This window comes from Microbacterium sp. NPDC087665, assembly GCF_044743285.1.
In the GTDB taxonomy this organism is placed as follows: domain Bacteria; phylum Actinomycetota; class Actinomycetes; order Actinomycetales; family Microbacteriaceae; genus Microbacterium.
In genome coordinates, this window is the sequence record NZ_JBIUWD010000001.1 from 314178 (window position 1) to 331513 (window position 17336).

General features: G+C 66.3%; 14 protein-coding genes. 6 read left to right on the top strand and 8 right to left on the bottom strand.

Annotated elements, in window-relative coordinates:
• Window positions 1-17: 17 nt before the first annotated feature.
• Window positions 18-1715 (bottom strand): amidohydrolase, encoded by a 1698-nt coding sequence (locus ACIOSY_RS01510; RefSeq protein ID WP_400847896.1) that lies wholly within the window; start codon window positions 1713-1715, stop codon window positions 18-20.
• 159 nt (window positions 1716-1874) lie between these two features.
• Here ACIOSY_RS01510 and ACIOSY_RS01515 point away from each other — a divergent pair, with 159 nt between their 5' ends.
• The 4 genes from ACIOSY_RS01515 (at window position 1875) to solA (ending at window position 5596) form a co-directional block, all read left to right on the top strand.
• Window positions 1875-2498: a TetR/AcrR family transcriptional regulator gene (locus ACIOSY_RS01515; RefSeq protein ID WP_400847898.1), complete on the top strand. Its 624-nt coding sequence runs from the start codon at window positions 1875-1877 to the stop codon at window positions 2496-2498.
• Window positions 2499-2507: 9 nt separating this feature from the next.
• Window positions 2508-3098 (top strand): TetR/AcrR family transcriptional regulator, encoded by a 591-nt coding sequence (locus tag ACIOSY_RS01520; protein WP_400847901.1) that lies wholly within the window; start codon window positions 2508-2510, stop codon window positions 3096-3098.
• A gap of 137 nt (window positions 3099-3235) precedes the next feature.
• The gene (locus ACIOSY_RS01525; RefSeq protein ID WP_400847904.1) at window positions 3236-4423 is read left to right on the top strand and encodes a tyramine oxidase subunit B; all 1188 of its coding nucleotides are present in this window, start codon (window positions 3236-3238) and stop codon (window positions 4421-4423) included.
• A gap of 30 nt (window positions 4424-4453) precedes the next feature.
• Window positions 4454-5596: an N-methyl-L-tryptophan oxidase gene (solA, locus tag ACIOSY_RS01530; RefSeq protein WP_400847908.1), complete on the top strand. Its 1143-nt coding sequence runs from the start codon at window positions 4454-4456 to the stop codon at window positions 5594-5596.
• Between the two features lie 148 nt (window positions 5597-5744).
• Here solA and ACIOSY_RS01535 read toward each other — a convergent pair whose 3' ends face one another.
• Together ACIOSY_RS01535 and ACIOSY_RS01540 are read right to left on the bottom strand one after the other, a co-directional pair.
• The gene (locus ACIOSY_RS01535) at window positions 5745-7202 is read right to left on the bottom strand and encodes a sigma-70 family RNA polymerase sigma factor (protein WP_400847911.1); all 1458 of its coding nucleotides are present in this window, start codon (window positions 7200-7202) and stop codon (window positions 5745-5747) included.
• Between the two features lie 73 nt (window positions 7203-7275).
• Window positions 7276-11697 carry an SdrD B-like domain-containing protein gene (locus tag ACIOSY_RS01540; protein WP_400847915.1) on the bottom strand — a complete coding sequence of 1474 codons (4422 nt, stop codon included), beginning with the start codon at window positions 11695-11697 and terminating at the stop codon, window positions 7276-7278.
• A 495-nt stretch (window positions 11698-12192) separates the two neighbouring features.
• Here ACIOSY_RS01540 and ACIOSY_RS01545 point away from each other — a divergent pair, with 495 nt between their 5' ends.
• Window positions 12193-12705: a metallophosphoesterase family protein gene (locus ACIOSY_RS01545; protein WP_400847921.1), complete on the top strand. Its 513-nt coding sequence runs from the start codon at window positions 12193-12195 to the stop codon at window positions 12703-12705.
• 22 nt (window positions 12706-12727) lie between these two features.
• Here ACIOSY_RS01545 and ACIOSY_RS01550 read toward each other — a convergent pair whose 3' ends face one another.
• The gene (locus ACIOSY_RS01550) at window positions 12728-14224 is read right to left on the bottom strand and encodes an MFS transporter (protein WP_400847924.1); all 1497 of its coding nucleotides are present in this window, start codon (window positions 14222-14224) and stop codon (window positions 12728-12730) included.
• Window positions 14225-14334: 110 nt separating this feature from the next.
• On the opposite strand from ACIOSY_RS01550, the gene ACIOSY_RS01555 reads away from it, so the two are divergent.
• On the top strand, window positions 14335-14958 hold the full coding sequence (locus ACIOSY_RS01555) for a TetR/AcrR family transcriptional regulator (RefSeq protein ID WP_400847927.1): 624 nt from the start codon (window positions 14335-14337) through the stop codon (window positions 14956-14958).
• Between the two features lie 54 nt (window positions 14959-15012).
• On the opposite strand, the gene ACIOSY_RS01560 is transcribed toward ACIOSY_RS01555, so the two are convergent.
• From ACIOSY_RS01560 to ACIOSY_RS01575, 4 genes are all read right to left on the bottom strand, one after another.
• Window positions 15013-15423 carry a hypothetical protein gene (locus ACIOSY_RS01560; RefSeq protein WP_400847930.1) on the bottom strand — a complete coding sequence of 137 codons (411 nt, stop codon included), beginning with the start codon at window positions 15421-15423 and terminating at the stop codon, window positions 15013-15015.
• A gap of 13 nt (window positions 15424-15436) precedes the next feature.
• Window positions 15437-15913: a hypothetical protein gene (locus ACIOSY_RS01565; protein WP_400847933.1), complete on the bottom strand. Its 477-nt coding sequence runs from the start codon at window positions 15911-15913 to the stop codon at window positions 15437-15439.
• Window positions 15914-15994: 81 nt separating this feature from the next.
• The gene (locus ACIOSY_RS01570) at window positions 15995-16252 is read right to left on the bottom strand and encodes a hypothetical protein (RefSeq protein WP_400847936.1); all 258 of its coding nucleotides are present in this window, start codon (window positions 16250-16252) and stop codon (window positions 15995-15997) included.
• Between the two features lie 141 nt (window positions 16253-16393).
• The gene (locus tag ACIOSY_RS01575) at window positions 16394-17311 is read right to left on the bottom strand and encodes a DMT family transporter (RefSeq protein ID WP_400847939.1); all 918 of its coding nucleotides are present in this window, start codon (window positions 17309-17311) and stop codon (window positions 16394-16396) included.
• Between the last annotated feature and the right edge of the window lie 25 nt (window positions 17312-17336).

Below are 17336 nucleotides of genomic sequence, written 5' to 3' on the forward strand. Positions count from 1 at the left end.
TCATTCTGGGAAGGAATTCATCGGGTAGAACGGGGTGAAGCGTGTGCACTGTCCGCGCTCGGGAGTGAACGGTCGTACACTTTCTCGCCGGCGAACCAGGTCTGTTCGGCGACGATGTCTTTGAGAGCCTCGGAGTCGACGGCCAGCGGATCTGCACTGAGGATGACGAAGTCCGCGGAGAGTCCGGCCCGGATACGTCCGGTCGTGTCGGCGAGACCGAGCGCCGTGGCCGACGAGCGAGTGAAGGCGCAGATCGCCTCGCGCACATCGATGCGCTGTTCGGGCCAGAGTGAGCCGTCGAAGACTCTGGTCGGGTCCTTGCGTGTGACCAGCCCAAAGATCGCGTGCCACGGATTCGGTGACTCCGACACGGGCCAGTCGGATCCGGCGACGAGAAGGGCCCCCGCATCGAGAAGGTCTCGATTCGGGTGGATGCGGGCGGCGAGAGCGGGAGGGAGCACCTCCTGCAGAGCCTGCGGAATCACCCCGGGGTACCAGAGGAACGGAGATATCTCCGCGACGACTCCGAGGGCAGCGAACCGCGGGATGTCGTCGGGGTGGATGAGTTGGCCGTGGGCGATCTGCACCACCAGACCGAGGCCGTCGCGGCGTACGGCTTCGACCGCGTCGAGCACGAGCCGCACGGATGCGTCACCGGTGCAGTGCACCTTGACCCCGAGCCCGTAGCCATCGACGAGGCGCAGCCACCGCTCGAGCTCGTCGAAGGTCATGACCGGCTGCCCGGTGTGCTCGGAACCGTGCTCTTCCGTGTGCGGGTAGGGCTGGAGCAGGGCCGCCGTGTGGGTGGGCGGAACACCGTCGAGGAAGATCTTGGTGAAGTCCGGCCGATGCCGGTGGCTGCGGTATCGCTCTCCCAGCGGAAGCAAGGCCGCTCCCACATTCTGATTGCCGAGGATGGTGTCGTTGACGAGCATGGAGGAGACCACCCAGGAGGTGAGGCGCCCCTCCCCGCTCAGCAGATGGAGCGCCTGGAGCAGTTCGTGTGAGGTGGAAGCGTCTTGAAAAGCGGTGATGCCGTATCCGTGCATCATCTCGAGCGCGCGTTCGGAGCTTTGCGCGAGACGGCGAATGTCGACACCCTCGTCCTGCAGCACTCGCTGCTCGAATGCACCGGCCGCCGTCTCGAAGAGCAGTCCGGTCAGTGCACCACGGCCGTCGCGCACGATTCTGCCGCCCTCGGGGTCCGGGCTGCTGCTGTCGATTCCGACGGCCTGGAGAGCAGCAGAGTTCACCCATCGGTTGTGGTGCGAGTCATCGCTGAGGAGAACCGGGTTCTCGGGCGCTGCGGCGTCGAGCTTGGCGAGCGCATGGGCCTCACTCAGTTCGGCGACGAGGGTCGACCCCCAGTTGCCACCGAGCACCCACTGCCCGGGACCGAGACCCTGCGTGACGATCCACTCGTGCACCGCCGCACAGATCGCGTCGATCGATGCCGTGGGGCTGAAGCTGACACGGAACAGATCTTCCTCGCCGGCGAGGTGGTGGTGATTGTGGGCATCGATCAGGCCGGGAAGCACGGCCGATCCACGTAGGTCGACGATCTCAGTGTCAGTTCCGATGTACTCGACGAGGTCGCTGTCGTCACCGACTGCGAGAATCATGCCGTCGGAGATCGCGAGTGCAGAAGCGAGCGGACGATCGTCGTCCATCGTGTGAATAGTCGCGTTGCGGAAAACCAGGTCGGCGGATGCCATGTCACCACCCCTCTTCGTTGAATTCGTGTGACTCACTATATTGAGCATGCGCTCATTAAAATGTCCAGTATGTTTCGGAATTGTAACTATCACCCCTCCCCGACGATCCGGATCGATCCGCGTCGAGGCGAGGAGGCGTCCATGAGAGAGGCTTGACCCGTGCCGAAGATCGTCGACAAAGAAGCTCGTCGCCTCGAGATCCTCGAGTGCTACCTCGGCCTCGTCGCCCGCGAGGGGATGCAGCGATCGACGTCCCGTCGGCTGGCCGAGGAACTCGGAGTCGCGACGGGCGCGCTGTGGCACTACTTCGCGAACTTCGAAGAGATGCTCTCCACCGCCTTCCGCCTGGTCTTCGAACGCACGAACGAACGAATCGCCCGTGCCACCGATGGCCGCCGAGGACTCGACGCCCTGCACCGGATGATCGCGCAGATCCACCCTCTGGAGAAGACCTCGCACGACGAAGCGCTCGTCGTCGTGAGCTTCTGGGGTCGCGTGGCAACCCATCCCAGCTATTCGGATGACCAGCGATTCATCGAACGCCAGTGGCACGCCGCGTACATCGCACACCTCTCCGAGGCGGTCGCCGACGGCGAACTGGTGGCCGACACCCCGATAAGGCAGCTGGCGGACACTCTCGTGGTGCTGGCCGTCGGCTACCAGGTGGAGCACGTGCTGAGCACCCCGCTCGCATCGCCCGACGCGCAGCTGCGCGTCGTCGATGCGTTGCTCGCCCCCTGGGCGGCACCGGGGTCGATCGCCCGCGTCGAGAATCTGGATTAGGTTGCACTCGTGCCCAAGACCGTCGATCACGATGCCCGACGCGCGGAGATCGTCCGCGCGGTGTGGCGGCTGATCGCGCGCGACGGCATCGAAGGCGCGAGCATGCGACGAATGGCCGAAGAGCTCGGCTACGCCAACGGCGCGCTCAGCGGGTACTTCCCGCACAAGCGCGCCATACTCGCCGCATCCTTCCGTCACGTCTACACCGCCACCAACGAGCGGTACGACGTGGATCGACGACGGGGCCTCAGAGGGATGACCGCGCTTCGCGCCTTCCTTATGCAGGTGTTCCCGCTCGACGAGGAGAGGTTGCTCGAGGCGCGGATCGCCATCCCGTTCATGGAGCATGCCGCACATGATGCGGGCATGCGCGAGCTCTACGTCGAGCTCATGGCGGGCTGGAAGGATGAGCTCGCCACACTTCTCCGGGAGGCCATCGAAGACCGGGACCTCGACGCAGATATCGACATCGAGATAACGGTCACACACCTCATCGGCGTCTCTCAGGGGATCCAGGCGACGGGCGTCCTGAGCCCCGACGACGCGACACCCGAGCGTCTCGAGGCGCTCATCGATCTGCTCCTTCGCTCTCTTCGCTGACGGGCACCTCGGACGAACGGAATGTAACAGCTGGGTTACGACTGGTGCCGTACGGTCGCCCGCCAGCACTCGGCTGTGCAAGTCTCTCTACACCTGTAGAGAAACCGCGCATCGCGCATCGTCGCAAAGGAAACGTCATGCCCGCCAGCTCCTCGCCCACCGTCGCTGCTGCCGCGGGAGCGACGACCGCGGCGAAGACCGCTATCGACTTCCTCTACCTGTCCGAACCGGACATGGTGGCGGCGGGAGTGACCGACATGTCGGCCTGCGTCGACACGATGGAGGAGATGCTGCAGCTTCTCCACTCGGGTGACTACCGAATGGCCGGCGTGAACAGCGACTCGCACGGAGCGATGATCACCTTCCCCGAGAACTCCCCCTTTCCGAGCATGCCCGAGCCGACCGCCGACCGCCGGTTCATGGCGATGCCGGCGTATCTCGGCGGGACCTTCGGCACCACCGGCGTCAAGTGGTACGGATCGAACATCGCCAATCGCGAGCGGGGACTTCCGCGGTCCATCCTGATGTTCCTACTCAGCGATACCGAGACGGCCGCCCCGCTCGCCCTCATGTCGGCCAACCTCCTGTCGGCGTATCGCACCGGCGCGATCCCCGGGGTCGGTGCTCGGCATCTTGCCCGTGCCGATGCGAAAGTCGTCGGCATCGCGGGGCCGGGTGTCATGGCGCGCACCTCACTTGCGGCGTTCGTCGCCGCGCGCCCGGGAATCACGACGGTCAAGGTCAAGGGGCGGGGTCGGCGGAGTCTCGATGAGTTCACGCAGTTCGTACACCGCGAGTTCCCCGGTATCACCGAGGTGATCGAGGTCGACACCTTCGAAGACGTCGTTCGCGGAAGCGACATCGTCACCTACTGCACCTCTGCCGAGACCGGCGACCCGTCGACGTACCCGCTCGTCCGGCGCGACTGGGTGAAGCCAGGCGCGTTCTTGAGCATGCCCGCGGCGTGCAACATCGATGAGGGCATGGAGAGCGACGATGTGCGCAAGGTCGCCGACCACATCGGCCTCTACGAAGCCTGGGCCAGCGAAGTACCCGCGCCCGCGCATGAACACATCCCGGTGATCGGCTGCAAGTTCCTCGACCTGATCGCCGAGGGCCGGATGCCGGAGCCCGATCTCGAGAGCCTCGGCGCAATCGTCTCGGCCGCCGCCCCTGCTCGCAAGAACGACGATGAGATCATCATCCTCTCCGTCGGGGGGCTCCCCGTCGAAGACGTCGCGTGGGGCACGGTGGTCTACCGCGCCGCAGTCCGAGCACAGATCGGCGTCTCGCTGCACCTGTGGGACACACCCGTCCTTTCCTGAACCGATCCCCACAGAGCCCTGGGAGGCAGTATGCGCAGCGCAGACATCGTCGTGATCGGTCTGGGAACGATGGGCTCGATGGCGCTCTGGCAGCTCGCGTCGACGACTCGACAGAAGGTGCTCGGCATCGAACAGTATGGTCCGGTGCATCCCAACGGTGCGTATGCGGGAGAGTCTCGACTCTTTCGCGTAGCCGCCAAAGAGGGCGAGCTGTATGTTCCGATCCTGCAGCGATCCCGGGAGCTCTGGCTCGAGCTCGAGCAGGCGTCCCGGCGCGAGATCCTCGTCCAATGCGGTGTTCTCAGCCTCGGGCCCGGTACCCACCCCGACATCATCGCGACTCAACGAGCGATCGCGGACTTCGTCCTCCCGCATGAGCAGCTGTCAGCAGACGAGGTGCGCGCGCGCTACCCCCAGTTCCATGTCGAGGACGACGACATCGGCATCGTCGATCCCCAGGCCGGAGGCCTTCGCCCCGAAGTCGCCGTGCATGCGGCAACGCAGGAGGCCATCCGCTGCGGCGCCGAGGTGTCTTTCAACACCGAGGTGTTGGGTATCGATACCTCGGGAGACGGCGTCGTCGTCACCACGAGCGAGGGGGAAGTGCGGGCACGACAGGTCGTGATCACGACCGGGGCGTGGACGTCGAAAGTACTCCCCGACCTCGAACAGCTCCTGACCGTCAGCACGTACCTGCTGACGTGGCTGATGCCGCGTCACATCGAGCAGTTCGCACCTTCCTGCTTCCCCGCGTTCCTCCGCGACCTCGGTGACCTCCATGCGTTCGGGGCACCCACCCTCGACGGGTACAGCATCAAGTTCTGCCCCTACCTCCGCCTCCAGGAGGCCGTCACCTTCGAGGACCGCCCCACCGGCATCAGCCGTGAGCAATTGCGGTGGATCGGCGAGCAGGCCGAGCGCCTCCTCCCTGATCTGGTTCCCGACCCCGTGCGTTGGTCGCTGCACTCCGACTCGGAGACCCGCGACAAGATGCCCATCATCGACACGCTCGACGACGGGCGCGTCACCGTCGCCGTCGGAATGTCGGGCTATGGATTCAAATTCGCGCCCGTGTACGGACGCGCCATCGCCGACCTGGTCACCACGGGCGCCAGCCCCTGGCAGCACGAGCTCTTCACACTGGACGGGCACCTCGCCCGGAACATCCGCTAACTCCCCCTTGGGTGGAGGCCACGGGCGGACCCCCACCCCGTGTGCCCGTATTGGGGAGGCCGGACACACCGGTGAGGTTGGGACCCCACATCTCTGACACGACGTCGCGCGTCGAATCCATCGGGATTTTCGAGAATCAAGCGGTATATCAGCGGACGACGGTGTCGCCGTAGGTACCGACCACCGTTGCACCGCTGTCGGTGACGGCCACGACCTCCGCGTCATACTTCAGGCGCGGGATCGACGGCGAGTGGGCGAGCACGAGCATCCCGCCGTCGGCGTCGATCAACGCGGTCGAGCAGGTCACGACCTCTCCGTCGGCTGAGCACGCCCACCCCTCGGGCGCCTGCTGCACCTCGACGGGTTCGGAGAGCACGAAGCGGGCGGTGCGGATCGTCCACGATTCACCGTCGATGTCGAAGTCGACGTCGAGCCGGGTGAGCGAGACCGACGGCGTCTCGGCCAGCACGGTGAGCGATGCCGTCGGCTTCGGCGTGAACCAGAACGTCTGCGTGACGAAGGCCACGGCGAGGAACGCGAGGATCGCCGCGCCGATCGTGCTCGCGGCGACCGCGACCGACACGGCCAGCCGCGTGGCGGCGGGTGCGGGACTGGCCGAGGGCGCAGAGTTCGCACCGGATGCCCCGGGCGCGGGCTGCGCCGGCGCAGAGGCAGACGGGGCAGCGGGCTGACCAGCGGGCGGGCCCGCACTCGCCTGCCCGGAACTCGGAGCCCCCGGCTGAGAAGCCGGCTGTGACGATCCCGGCTGGTCTTTCTGAGACTGGTCGTCGTCGGTCTCGTCGTCTTCACTGGCCTGGGCCGGAGCGGGCGCACCCAGCAGCAGGTCTCCGATCACGAGCAGCGGTGCCAGGCCGAGAGTCGCGAGCGCTCCGAACCTTCCCCACGCACGTCGGCAGCGCCGGCAGGTCTTGTAGTGCGCGGTGAACCGGCTGCCGCGGATGTCGTCGGGCGAGTTCTCGACGTGCTCGGGCAGGTGCTGGGCGGCGGCGTAGCACTCCGGGTTGGCATCTTCTTCGAGGATGAGTCGCAGGGTCGCACGCCGCAGGTTCGCGCGCGCCCGGTGCGCGAGCGAGTAGATCGCCGTCATCGGCCGCGCGAGTCGTTCCTGCAGGTCGCCCGGCTTGATGCCCTCGACGATCGTCGCGGTCAGGATGAGTTGCTGGTCTGCGGGCAGCTCGGCCATCGCGCGACGGATGAGGGTGAGCTCCGCATCGATCTCGACCCGGCGGATGCGCGGGTCTTCGCGTGCCGCGGGATCGTCGTCGTCGTCGAAGTACCGCACCTTCGATCGCGGCGACTTGAAGTCGTCCTTCATGCGGTTGCGCATGGTCTGGGCGATGTACGCCGGTACGAAATCGGTGGGTCCGGTTCCGTCTGCCCACTTCGACAGGATGATGACGAGCGCATCACCGAGCAGATCTCCGGGATCGTGCGACGTTCCGGCGACGCGGCGTGCGATCGCCGACAACCGGGGCAGAGTGCGGGCGAAGTACTCTCCCGCAGCCTGCCGGTCGCCGGCCGCAGCCGCCAGAATGAGGGCCGACTCGTCGTCGCCCTCATCGTGCGAAGTCTCTGGCTCCGCCATGTCTGGCCTCCCCTGGGCCGGAGCGGGTGGCGGCGGGTCCCCCGACCCACCACCACCCGCGCCAATCAGGAACTCAGACCTGGGTATCCACCCGGTTGCGTCGCCGCATCACCAGGAAGGTTCCCCCGCCACCGAGCAGAAGCAGCGCCATGATCAGCAGCCACGTCGGGTCGGCTCCCGTGATCGCCAGGCCCGAGGTCGGACCCGTCGGCGCCGGCGGAACGACCGCATCGAAGGTGTTCGTCGCCGTGACCTTCAGAGCCTGGAGCTCGTCGGGAGTCCCGGATTCGACGGTCACACCGTTCTCGAAGCTGTCGTAGTCCACGACCGCCGTCTTCGCGCCCCCGTTGTCGGTCTCGACGCCGAAGCAGACGGAACCGAGCGGCAACAGGATGGGCTCGCCATTGGCATCCTCGAGGGTGACGGTCTGTCCGCCCTTGATCTGCACCGCCTGCGAGAACACGGTCACGGGGCCTTCGACATCGTCGAGCAGCACCTGGCAGGTCACCTCGACCGTGAACACCTTGGCCTTCACGGCATCGGTGTTCGCGCCCGTTCCCGCGAGCACCTTCTCGACCGCGATAGTGCCGGCCGAGAACTCGTTCACGAACCCTGCGGTGACCGTGTTGTCATCGTCGTTGGTGACGATGAGGACGGTGACCGGGGCCGGCGTCTCGTCGGCGCCTCCCGTGTTGGTCTCCGTGACGAGGCAGGATGCCCCGACCGGGATGTCGCCGATCCGCTCGCTCGTCAGAGTCGTCGACTCGTTGATGCGATCGAGCGTCACGGTGCCCTCATAGACCGTCGCGTCTTCCAGGGTGCAGACCACGCTGAATTCGAACGGGCCGGTGGCCTGTCCCGATCCTGCTCCCGCGATGTCCTTGACGATCACGAGACCGCCGAGGATCCGCACGAGTCCGGCATCGATGTCGAGTCGCTCCTCGTTCACCCCGAGCGCGATCGGACCCGCGACTCCGGTGGCCGGATCAGCATCCGAATCGATCGTCGCGTCGGTGCCGGCGGTCTGCGTCGTGAACGCGTAGCCGTGGTCGTCTGCCCACGCCTTGTCGAACGTCACCGTGTAGGTGCCAGACGGAAGGCCCTGGAAGATGTACCGGCCGAGGGGGTCGGTGACCGAGGTCGCCGTGATGGCGTTGCCGTCGACGTCGGTGCCGCTCAACGTCACCGTCATGCCCACGATGGCGGGCTCGCCCGCATCGAGGATGCCGTTGGAGTTGAGGTCGTCCCAGACGCGGTCACCGATCTGCGAGGCGACGACGTTGACCTGACGGATGGCAGGACCGACCGGCAGCGAAACTCCATCGACGCGACCGGCAGTGCGGTTCTCGTAGATGTCGCCGTGCGCATTACCGCGCGGCGTCATGGCGATCGTCATCTTCAACGTGTCGGTCGGCGTGAACGCGCCATCGCGCAGGAACCGCAGACCGGTGGCCGCGTCGAGCGACGTCGGGCAGTCGGCGTCCGTTCCCGAACCGGAGACCACGCTGCCGCCGGACGGTGCGTCGCACCATACGGTCGAGCCGGAGGCCCCGTTGGTCGCGTCGTCCGGGTCGGCCGCCAACTGTGCAGACGGGGTTGCCGTGTAGAGCACGTCGACACCCGTCGTCCCACCCGTCGGGGTGACCGAATCGAGCGTGAGCGTGCCGGTGAACTGACTGCCGCCGAGCCCGTTGGCCGGAAGCACGTCGATCACATCGACGTTCGACACGTTCTGCGGCGAGTCGATGTTCGCGAAGTCCACCGTCCACGTGAAGCCACGAGGAGTCGTCGCGTCGTCGGGGGTGACCTCGACGACCGGCTTGTCGACCGACTTGGCGACCTTGATGCCGGTCGGAACCTCGATCAGGACCTGCGCCGTGTCGGTGCGTGCCGCGGCGGACGAGCCGTCTGCGGGCGAGCTCACCAGAGTCGTGTTGGTGTAGGTCGCGTTGCGAACCGTCGCGAGCACCTCGACCGTGTAGACGATCGGGTCGATCGGGACGTTCACCTCCTGTGAACCGAGATCCCACCGGAGGTAGGTCTCGCCGGCCGCACACGTCAGACCCGCGCCGGCAGGGGAACCCTGCTGAACAACCGTCGGCGCCAAGGCCGCCCCGCTTTCGCGGGCCGAGGATACGAACATCTGGTACTCGGGCAGGCAGTCCTCCACACTCACGTCCGAGAACGTGCCTGCTGAGACATCAGCTGTGAGGCTGGGGTTCAGGCGGTAGTCGATCATCGATCCCGCGGTGTACTGCGGAACGGCGGTGTTCGTGTACTCGCCCGTGGTGGGGTTCTTCACGAACTTCACGATGCGAGCGTTGGCCGCACCGAGGATGAGCCGGTCGCCCAGGCCTCCGCCGGCAGTCGCCGGGTCGTAGGTGGAGTTGTTATCCCGGCGATCCGGAGCCGTGATCACAGCCTCGAGCGATTTCACACCGGTCGAGACCATCCGGCTGGCCCAGTTGGGCAGCACGGTACCGGTCGCGTCGGTCGAGACGACCTCGAGAGCGATCGCGATGTTGAGCTGGTACGCACCCGCCGTGGTCGCTGCCCGGTCGGTGAACGAGGCGCGAACCTGGTTCACGCCCTGCCAGACACCGTCGACGAGCGTGGCACCCGGTACCTGCGCCGGACTGTCGAACCACTGACCGGTAGCGCACGACGATGCGGTGCCCGGGCCCGGGGTGGGGGTGTAGCTGTACTGGAACCTCAGGCCCGACGGAGCGGGATCCGTTGCGATGGCACCGCCGGAGTACTCGGATGCCATCCATACGGGAGACCCGTTCGACGGCGCACGAAGGTTGGTCGACGCCGCACCCGCGTATGCGAAGGTCGACGGCAGGCCCAGCTTCGTGTCATCCCACACGTCGCACATGATCGACGTGTTGGAGTACTGCGTCCCCGAGTTCGGCGGAATGTCGTAACGCGAGTAGGTCAGGGCGCTGATCACGGTCTGGTCCTTGACGACGACGGTGTTGCCGTCGCGGTACGAGCTCGATCCGGGCAGACCCTCCCATACGCCGCCGAAGCCGGAAGGCCCGGTGTTTCCCTCGCGGCCGGTGATGCCGACGAAAGCCTTCGCAATCTCTCCATCGCTGACTTCGAGGCGCTCAACGGTATCGCGCACATTGTTCGCGGGGTTGTCGATGCTGGGCTGGCCGGTGACATCGGCGGCGACGACGTCGGTGAACGTGTTGTGTGTCGCGAGAGCGAACGTGTTCCCCGACGCTGTTCCCAGGTCGGTGATGGCGGTGAGCGGAATCTCGACGATGATCGTGGTCGAGACCACCAAAGCGAGGTTGGCCGGCAGCGCACCGCCATCGGTGTTCTGGCTGGGGTACGTGACCGCGGTGGTGTCTGCCCCGGTGATTGTGAACTGCACGGGGGTTCCGGGCCCACCGGGCTGCGCGCACGTGATCGTGCCGCTGTTGCGCACCGCGCGGACGTTCGTCACGGAGCCACCCGACTGGTTCGGAATGAAGCCGTGCAGGTTCAGAGAACCTGTGCCTCCACAGCCCACCATCCGGGCGCCGTACTTGTCGGCGGCACCTGCACCGGCTGCGATCCAATCCGGGTCGGAGGTGCTGCCTGCCGGATAGAACACATCGGGGCTGAGGTCGTCGGTGAAGGTGATCGGAGTTGCCAGAGGCGCAATACCCTTTCCGCCGGCGGGGGCGGAAATGGTCAGCGGGTACTCGGTCCAGCGACACGTCTGGGCGTTGTCGAAGCTGCAGGGGATGTACTGGCTGAACAACGGCCCCGTGGTGTCGGTGGTGCCGTTCAACCGCTTCGAGAGATCGAACTGAGGAGCAGCCGAGACGGAGTGGTTGACGGGGTCGGAGACGACCGGGGTCGTCACCTGGTCGGAGGTCACCTGAACCGTGACCGGGTCGAGCGCGGTGCCATTGGGCACCTCGGGACGCACAACCGAGAGGAAGGTGTAGTCGAGTGCCGTTCCCGCAGCCTGCGGAGCGACCTCGCACACGATCGTCTGCGCAGGCAACGTGGTCCAGGAGGTCGCCGTGACCGGGATCACCGGATCGGGAATGTCAGCGGGCGTCTCCGACGAACCCGGCTGAAGACAGTAGGCGGGTAGCGAGATGAGTTCTTCGCCCTTGGGGAGAGTGAAAGTGATGACGGGATTGGTCTGGTCGCCACCCTCGTAGCGCACGCCGACCGTGTAGGCGACCGTGTCGTTGGTGCGCACGATGTCGTTCGTCGCCGAGGAATCGTGCCCGGCAGCATCGTCGGCGTCAAAGGGCACCGTGCCGGTGGCCTGGGTCAATGTGATCTGCAGGGTCTCACCCGCGGCGTTCGCGGCGATCGGCATGCCTGCGAGCGACAGCAGGACCATCAGGCCGGATGCTCCGGCGGCAACTGCAGTTCGCACGCGGTGGCGCGGAGCCCCGTGCTGCGTCTCGGTGGTTCGTGTGGTTCGGGCGTTGTACTGTCGCGTCGACAGCAGACGCGCCAAAGCGTCGTTCAGTTTCATCAGAGGCCTCCCCGACCCTGTGCCGTCGCCGGGTAGCGACGTGTCACCCATTGATACGAGCAATGACCGAAAAGCTCACGACGTTATTTGTAACGACCAGGTAACGGAATCCTGAGCGTCACGTCCCCCACGGAGTCGACCGACATGCACGTTCGTCGGAGAGTCTGACGGAGGGGAGAACAGCAGCGATATACCGCGATACAAATCTCACCCTCAAAATCACCCTCTCCCGGTCTCCCCGGATCCAGCGGCGGCTCCCAGGTCGACCGAAATTCACCCACGGATTCACCCTGGCTCGCTCTATCGCCCGCGGGCTCGGATGAGGCTCAATGGCCGTGGGGCACCCCACCCCATGGATCCTCCAGATCCTCGTCGCCCCGGGCTCTCCCCAGTCCCGGGGCGACACCATGCCCGGCTCGTCAAGCCCGTCGCCGCCGTTCGCTCTGCGCGAGAGACTGATCTGATCCGCTCAGACGTCGATGGGAGACCCCCGACATGGCGACACGCCTCCTGCTCATCTCCGATACGCACCTGCCCACGCGGGCGAAGCGGCTGTCCGACGACGTCTGGCGCCAGGTCGACGAGGCCGACGTCGTCGTGCACGCCGGCGACTGGGTCGATCTCGCCACCGTCGAAGCCCTCGAAGCCCGCTCCCGACGGTTGATCGCGGTGTGGGGTAACAACGACGGACCGGAGCTGCGCGAGCGGATGCCGGAGTTCACCGTCGCACGCATCGAAGAGTTGCGTGTGGGCGTCGTGCACGAGACGGGGTCAGCCGCCGGCCGGGAGGCGCGGATGGATGCGGCCTACGCAGACGACGACCTGGACGTGCTCGTCTTCGGTCACAGCCACATCCCGTGGGACTCGACGACGCCCCGCGGCATCCGTCTGCTCAATCCCGGGTCACCGACGGATCGCCGCCGGCAGCCCGTGTGCACCCTCATGGCGGCCACCATCGACGGCGACGAACTGCGCGATGTGACGCTGGTGCCGGTCGCTCGAGTGTGATGACGGTAGGAGCACCAGCACCTCAGTGGACGATCGACGGCTCGGCTTCCGCCATGGGAGCGCGCTGGGCATCGCTCAGAGAGAGCCCCTGTCCGCGGCGCCGGAACAGCAGCGCCGACATCACGGCGCCGAAGGCGAAGAAGCCGGCGCCCCACCAGTACGCGGTCGCATAGCTGGCGATCGCGGCCTGCACGCCCGCCGCCTCGGTGACGGGAACATGATCCGCAAGATAGTCAGCCGCTGCGGTGGCCGCGAGGGTGTTCAGCACGGCAGTGCCGATCGAGCCGCCCACCTGCTGGCTCGTGTTGACCATGGCCGAGGCGACGCCTGCGAACTGGCGATCGACACCGAGCGTCGCCGTCTGCATGGCAGCCGGCATGATCGTGCCCATCGCGAAGCCGAGCGTCATCAGCGGCAGAAGCACGTTCGGGACGTACTCGCTCGAAGCAGTGAGGCTGGTGAGCCAGATCATCCCGATCGCCCCCAGCGTCATGCCGGCCGGAACCATGACCTTCGGACCGAGGCGCGGCACGAGCAGGTTCGTACCGAGCTGCGCGGCGAGCACCAGCATTCCGATCATGGGCAGGAACGAGAGCCCCGTCTGGATGGGCGAGTATCCGAGCGTGATCTGCAAGTAGTACGTCACGAAGAGGAAGATCCCGAACATGCCCGCGCCGGCGATCAGTACCGAGAGGTAGGCAGCTGCACGGTTGCGGTCGAGAACGATCGAGAGCGGGAGCAACGGATGTGCCGCGCGGCGCTGCCAGAGAACGAACACGACGAGAAGCACGCCGGCCCCCACGAGCATTCCCCATGTCAGCGGCGAGTCCCATCCATCGGTCTCAGCATTCGAGAAACCGTAGACCAGGCCGAAAAGGGCTGCGGAGACGAGAACGGTTCCCGGAAGGTCGAGCTTCGGTCGCGGTCCGCTGCGCGCGACGGACGGCACGAAGGCGAGCGCGCCGACGAGCGCGATCGCCGCGATCACGACGTTGATGTAGAGGTTCCATCGCCAGTCGAATGCCTCGGTGAGGAAACCTCCGAGGAGGAGGCCGACGGCGCCCCCTGCGCCGGCGATCGCCCCGAACACGCCGAAGGCGCGTGCGCGCTCCTTCGGCACGACGAAGGTGGTGGTGAGCACAGCGAGCGCCGTGGGAGCGAGCAGTGCACCGAAAACGCCCTGCAGCGCGCGTGCGGCGACGAGGAGCTCGAATGAACCAGCTGCCCCGCCGAGCGCGGAAGCGACCGCGAACCCGATCAGACCGATGACGAAGGTGCGCTTGCGCCCCATCAGGTCGGAGAGGCGGCCGCCGAGGAGGAGAAGGCTTCCGAAGGCGAGGGAGTATGCGGTGACGATCCATTGACGGTTGCCATCGGAGAAGCCGAGGTCGGCCTGGGCCGATGGCAAAGCGATGTTCACGACGGTGGCGTCGAGCACGACCATGAGCTGAGCGAGCCCGACCACGATGAGAGTGACCCAGCGACGATTGTCGACTGCGGGTGCGGAAGATTCAGACATGCGGATCACTATACGATACTCTGGAGTTCCGGATATATAGAGTTTCGGAATTGTTCAGTTTCGAATTGGTCTTGGTAGTGTGTGAGAGCAACAGGAAGGGGAAGGCCGCAATGACGCAGACCAACCTCGAGCAGCCCGCTCCAAAGCTCGGTCGTAAGCGAGACCCTTCTCGCGATCGCGAGATCCTCGACGCAACTCTCGACGTGCTCACCGAGACGGGCTACGACGGAATGACGATCGACATGGTCGCCGCCCGCGCCAAGGCCGGAAAAGCCACCCTTTACCGACGATGGGCATCGAAGCCCGACCTCGTGCTCGACGCGGTCGTGTGCATGAAGGGCGTCATCGACCTCGATACCCTCCCCGACACCGGAACGCTGCGAGGCGACCTGATCGCGATGATCAAGCCGCCCGGCATCCGCGACGGTGAGCGCAAGCTCAAAGTGATGGCAGGGATCGTCTCCCTGATCGCTCGTAACCCCGAGATCGCCGACGCGGCACGCGACGCGCTGGTCGAGCCACGCGCCGCCGCCAATCGCATCTTCTTCCGCCGAGCAGTCGAGCGCGGTGAGATCGCCGCCGACGCCGACATCGAGAAGCTCTGCATGATCGGCCCGGCGATGGTCGCTTACAACACCCTCATGCTCGGCAAGAGACTGGATCGTGATTTCCTGGCCTCGGTCATCGACGCCATCATCCTTCCCGCCGCCGGCCTTCGCCCCACGAAGAGCTGAGCAGGCAGACCACACCGTTCGTGCGTGCTGCGGATGGCGTGACGTCAGGCCCGACTACTCGACCGTGACCTCGATCATCGCGGTCTTCTGGTCTTCGACGTCTTCGGGCACCGATCCGCGGAACCGGTATTCGAACTCGATCACCGTGGTGCCCTCGCCGACCGGGGCGAAGCGGTACGAGAGGTCGCTCGAGGCCCCGGTCTCGCCGGGAGCGCCCAGGTAGTTCGATCGCCGCTCGCCTTCTTCGAGGATCGATCCGTCGGGCTGTTGCACGATCACCCATTCGTTGCCGACCGTCGCGTTGACCTCTCCGAAGTCGACGACCAGCGCCTCACCGGGCGCCAACGTGACCGACGTCTCGGTGTATTCGATCGTCTTCTCGGATGACGAGCATCCCGCGAGTCCGGTGCTGAGCAGCAGCGCCCCGGCGAGCAGGGCGACAGCGCGTGTGGTGAGTCTCTTCATGTGCGTGTGCCGGTCAGCCGAAGAGGCGCCCGAACAACCCCTTCTTCTGCTCGTATCCGGCCTGTTCGAGCAGACCGAAGAGCGGCTGCTTGATGCGGGAGTCCTCGAACGTATAGCTGTAGGTGTGGTTGGTGTCGCCGCCGCTGACGTGGGCGCCGGCGCCCGCGCCGAACGAGAAGCTCTTCTGCTTTCCCTTGAACGTGCTCTTCGAACCACCGAACGAGAGCGTCCCGTCAGTGCTGACGGAGCCGTGCGTCTCGGAGTCGACCTTGTGCTCTTCGTACGAGTACCGCTCCTTCTCAGGATCGAGGTCGACGGTCAGGGTGTACTCCTTGTCGATCGTCCCCGCCCCCAGCAGCGCGACGAACGCGACGTGCACGATGTCCCACCGCGCGACGATCCGCGTGCCGCTCATCTCGTAGCGGATCGGCTCGTTCGGGTTGTTCAGCTGAGGGATCGCCGCGGCGATCTGCTCGAGAGTCCAGGCCATGCGCTCAGCATAGGCCGGGGCATCCGCTCCCCCGCAAGACTCGACATCGTGCGCAACGTGCCGCGCTCTCGCCGATTCCGGTCAGCCGAGTGCCGACTGAATACGGGTGCTGAGCCGTTCGATCGCCCGCCGCGTCGTCGCTTCGCGCACCGAGCGGCCGGCGTCTGCGTGCAGCACGATCCGCACGTCGGAGCCGCCCGCCAACGGAGTGGCGACCACGCGCACCTCTTTCGAGCCGGCGAACATCGTGCGCCGGGTGCTGAACGCGACCGCGCGGCGGTCGACCACACGCCAGTCGACCGCCTTCAGGTCGGCCGTGATCTGTTGCAGCACGCTCATGACAGAGTCCGAGCCCGCCGAGGTGTAGAAGTTGGTGTGCGCCGTCGCCCGCATGGTTCCTCCGCAGAAGGCGGCGTTCTCAGATCTGCGATGGGCCCCGCCGCGTGGACCTACTTATGAGACGGAGCGAGGCGCCGTTCATTACGCGACAGTCGCAGATTCGTGTGTCTTCGCTTCACCCATGAGCACCGCCGCGACACCGATCCCGCAGAGCACGAAGCCGCCGACGGTCACGAGAGTAAGCGGTTCTCCGAGCAGGATGCTGCCGCCCACTGCCGTGGCGGGCGCGATGAGGAAGAGCAACGCCTGCAACGCGGTGATGCCCACGCGGCGCAGCAGCCACCAGTAGAGGCCGTAGGCCGCGAGGGTCGGCGACACGGCGGTGAGCACGACCGCCAGCCAGAACGAGACGGATGCCGGGGGCACGAGCGAGCCCGTCACCGCGGCGACCACGACCAGCAGCACCGCCGTCACCGTCACGTGGATGGTCAGTGTCAGCAGCACCCCGGTCTGCACCGAAGAGCGGCGCTGCAGGAAGGTGCCCACGATGAGGCACACCATCGCGAGCGCGGGCAGCAGATAGGCGGCCGGGTGCGCGTCGGAGCTTCCGAGCTGGGACTGCACGACGAGCAGAACACCGACCGCGCCGACCGCGAGCCCTGCCCACTGGGCGCCGCGCACGCGGAGTCCGAGCACCGGGCCGACGAGCACGGCGACGATGAGCGGCTGCACCGCGTCGATGAGGGCGACCGTGCCGGTGGCGATGCCCGCGGCGACGGCGGCGTAGACGGCCGCGCAGTATCCGAACTGCGCGAACAGTCCGATCGCGGCCTGGGTGCACAGGTCTTTCGCCGTCACCCCTTTCGCGGCGCCCGAGAGGTGCGCGATCACGAGCAGCACGACGGCTAGTGGGGCGAACCGCCAGACGAGGAGCGTGATCGGCGAGACGTCGACCGTGGCGATCGCGGGGATGATGAACCCGGAGCTCCACGTGACGACGAACGCCACCGCGGCCAGCACGGTCACGGACGCCTGAAGTACACCGATCTGTTTACCCATGACAGCGACTATACAGGTTGGTATA

Excerpts from the sequence above, each read along its gene's own strand:
- ACIOSY_RS01535 (WP_400847911.1), bottom strand. The coding sequence starts at position 7,202 with ATGGCGGAGCCAGAGACTTCGCACGATGAGGGCGACGACGAGTCGGCC.
- ACIOSY_RS01525 (WP_400847904.1), top strand. The coding sequence starts at position 3,236 with ATGCCCGCCAGCTCCTCGCCCACCGTCGCTGCTGCCGCGGGAGCGACG.
- ACIOSY_RS01560 (WP_400847930.1), bottom strand. The coding sequence starts at position 15,423 with ATGAAGAGACTCACCACACGCGCTGTCGCCCTGCTCGCCGGGGCGCTG.
- ACIOSY_RS01575 (WP_400847939.1), bottom strand. The coding sequence starts at position 17,311 with ATGGGTAAACAGATCGGTGTACTTCAGGCGTCCGTGACCGTGCTGGCC.
- solA (WP_400847908.1), top strand. The coding sequence starts at position 4,454 with ATGCGCAGCGCAGACATCGTCGTGATCGGTCTGGGAACGATGGGCTCG.
- ACIOSY_RS01550 (WP_400847924.1), bottom strand. The coding sequence starts at position 14,224 with ATGTCTGAATCTTCCGCACCCGCAGTCGACAATCGTCGCTGGGTCACT.
- ACIOSY_RS01570 (WP_400847936.1), bottom strand. The coding sequence starts at position 16,252 with ATGAGCGTGCTGCAACAGATCACGGCCGACCTGAAGGCGGTCGACTGG.
- ACIOSY_RS01510 (WP_400847896.1), bottom strand. The coding sequence starts at position 1,715 with ATGGCATCCGCCGACCTGGTTTTCCGCAACGCGACTATTCACACGATG.
- ACIOSY_RS01565 (WP_400847933.1), bottom strand. The coding sequence starts at position 15,913 with ATGGCCTGGACTCTCGAGCAGATCGCCGCGGCGATCCCTCAGCTGAAC.
- ACIOSY_RS01540 (WP_400847915.1), bottom strand. The coding sequence starts at position 11,697 with ATGAAACTGAACGACGCTTTGGCGCGTCTGCTGTCGACGCGACAGTAC.
- ACIOSY_RS01545 (WP_400847921.1), top strand. The coding sequence starts at position 12,193 with ATGGCGACACGCCTCCTGCTCATCTCCGATACGCACCTGCCCACGCGG.
- ACIOSY_RS01555 (WP_400847927.1), top strand. The coding sequence starts at position 14,335 with ATGACGCAGACCAACCTCGAGCAGCCCGCTCCAAAGCTCGGTCGTAAG.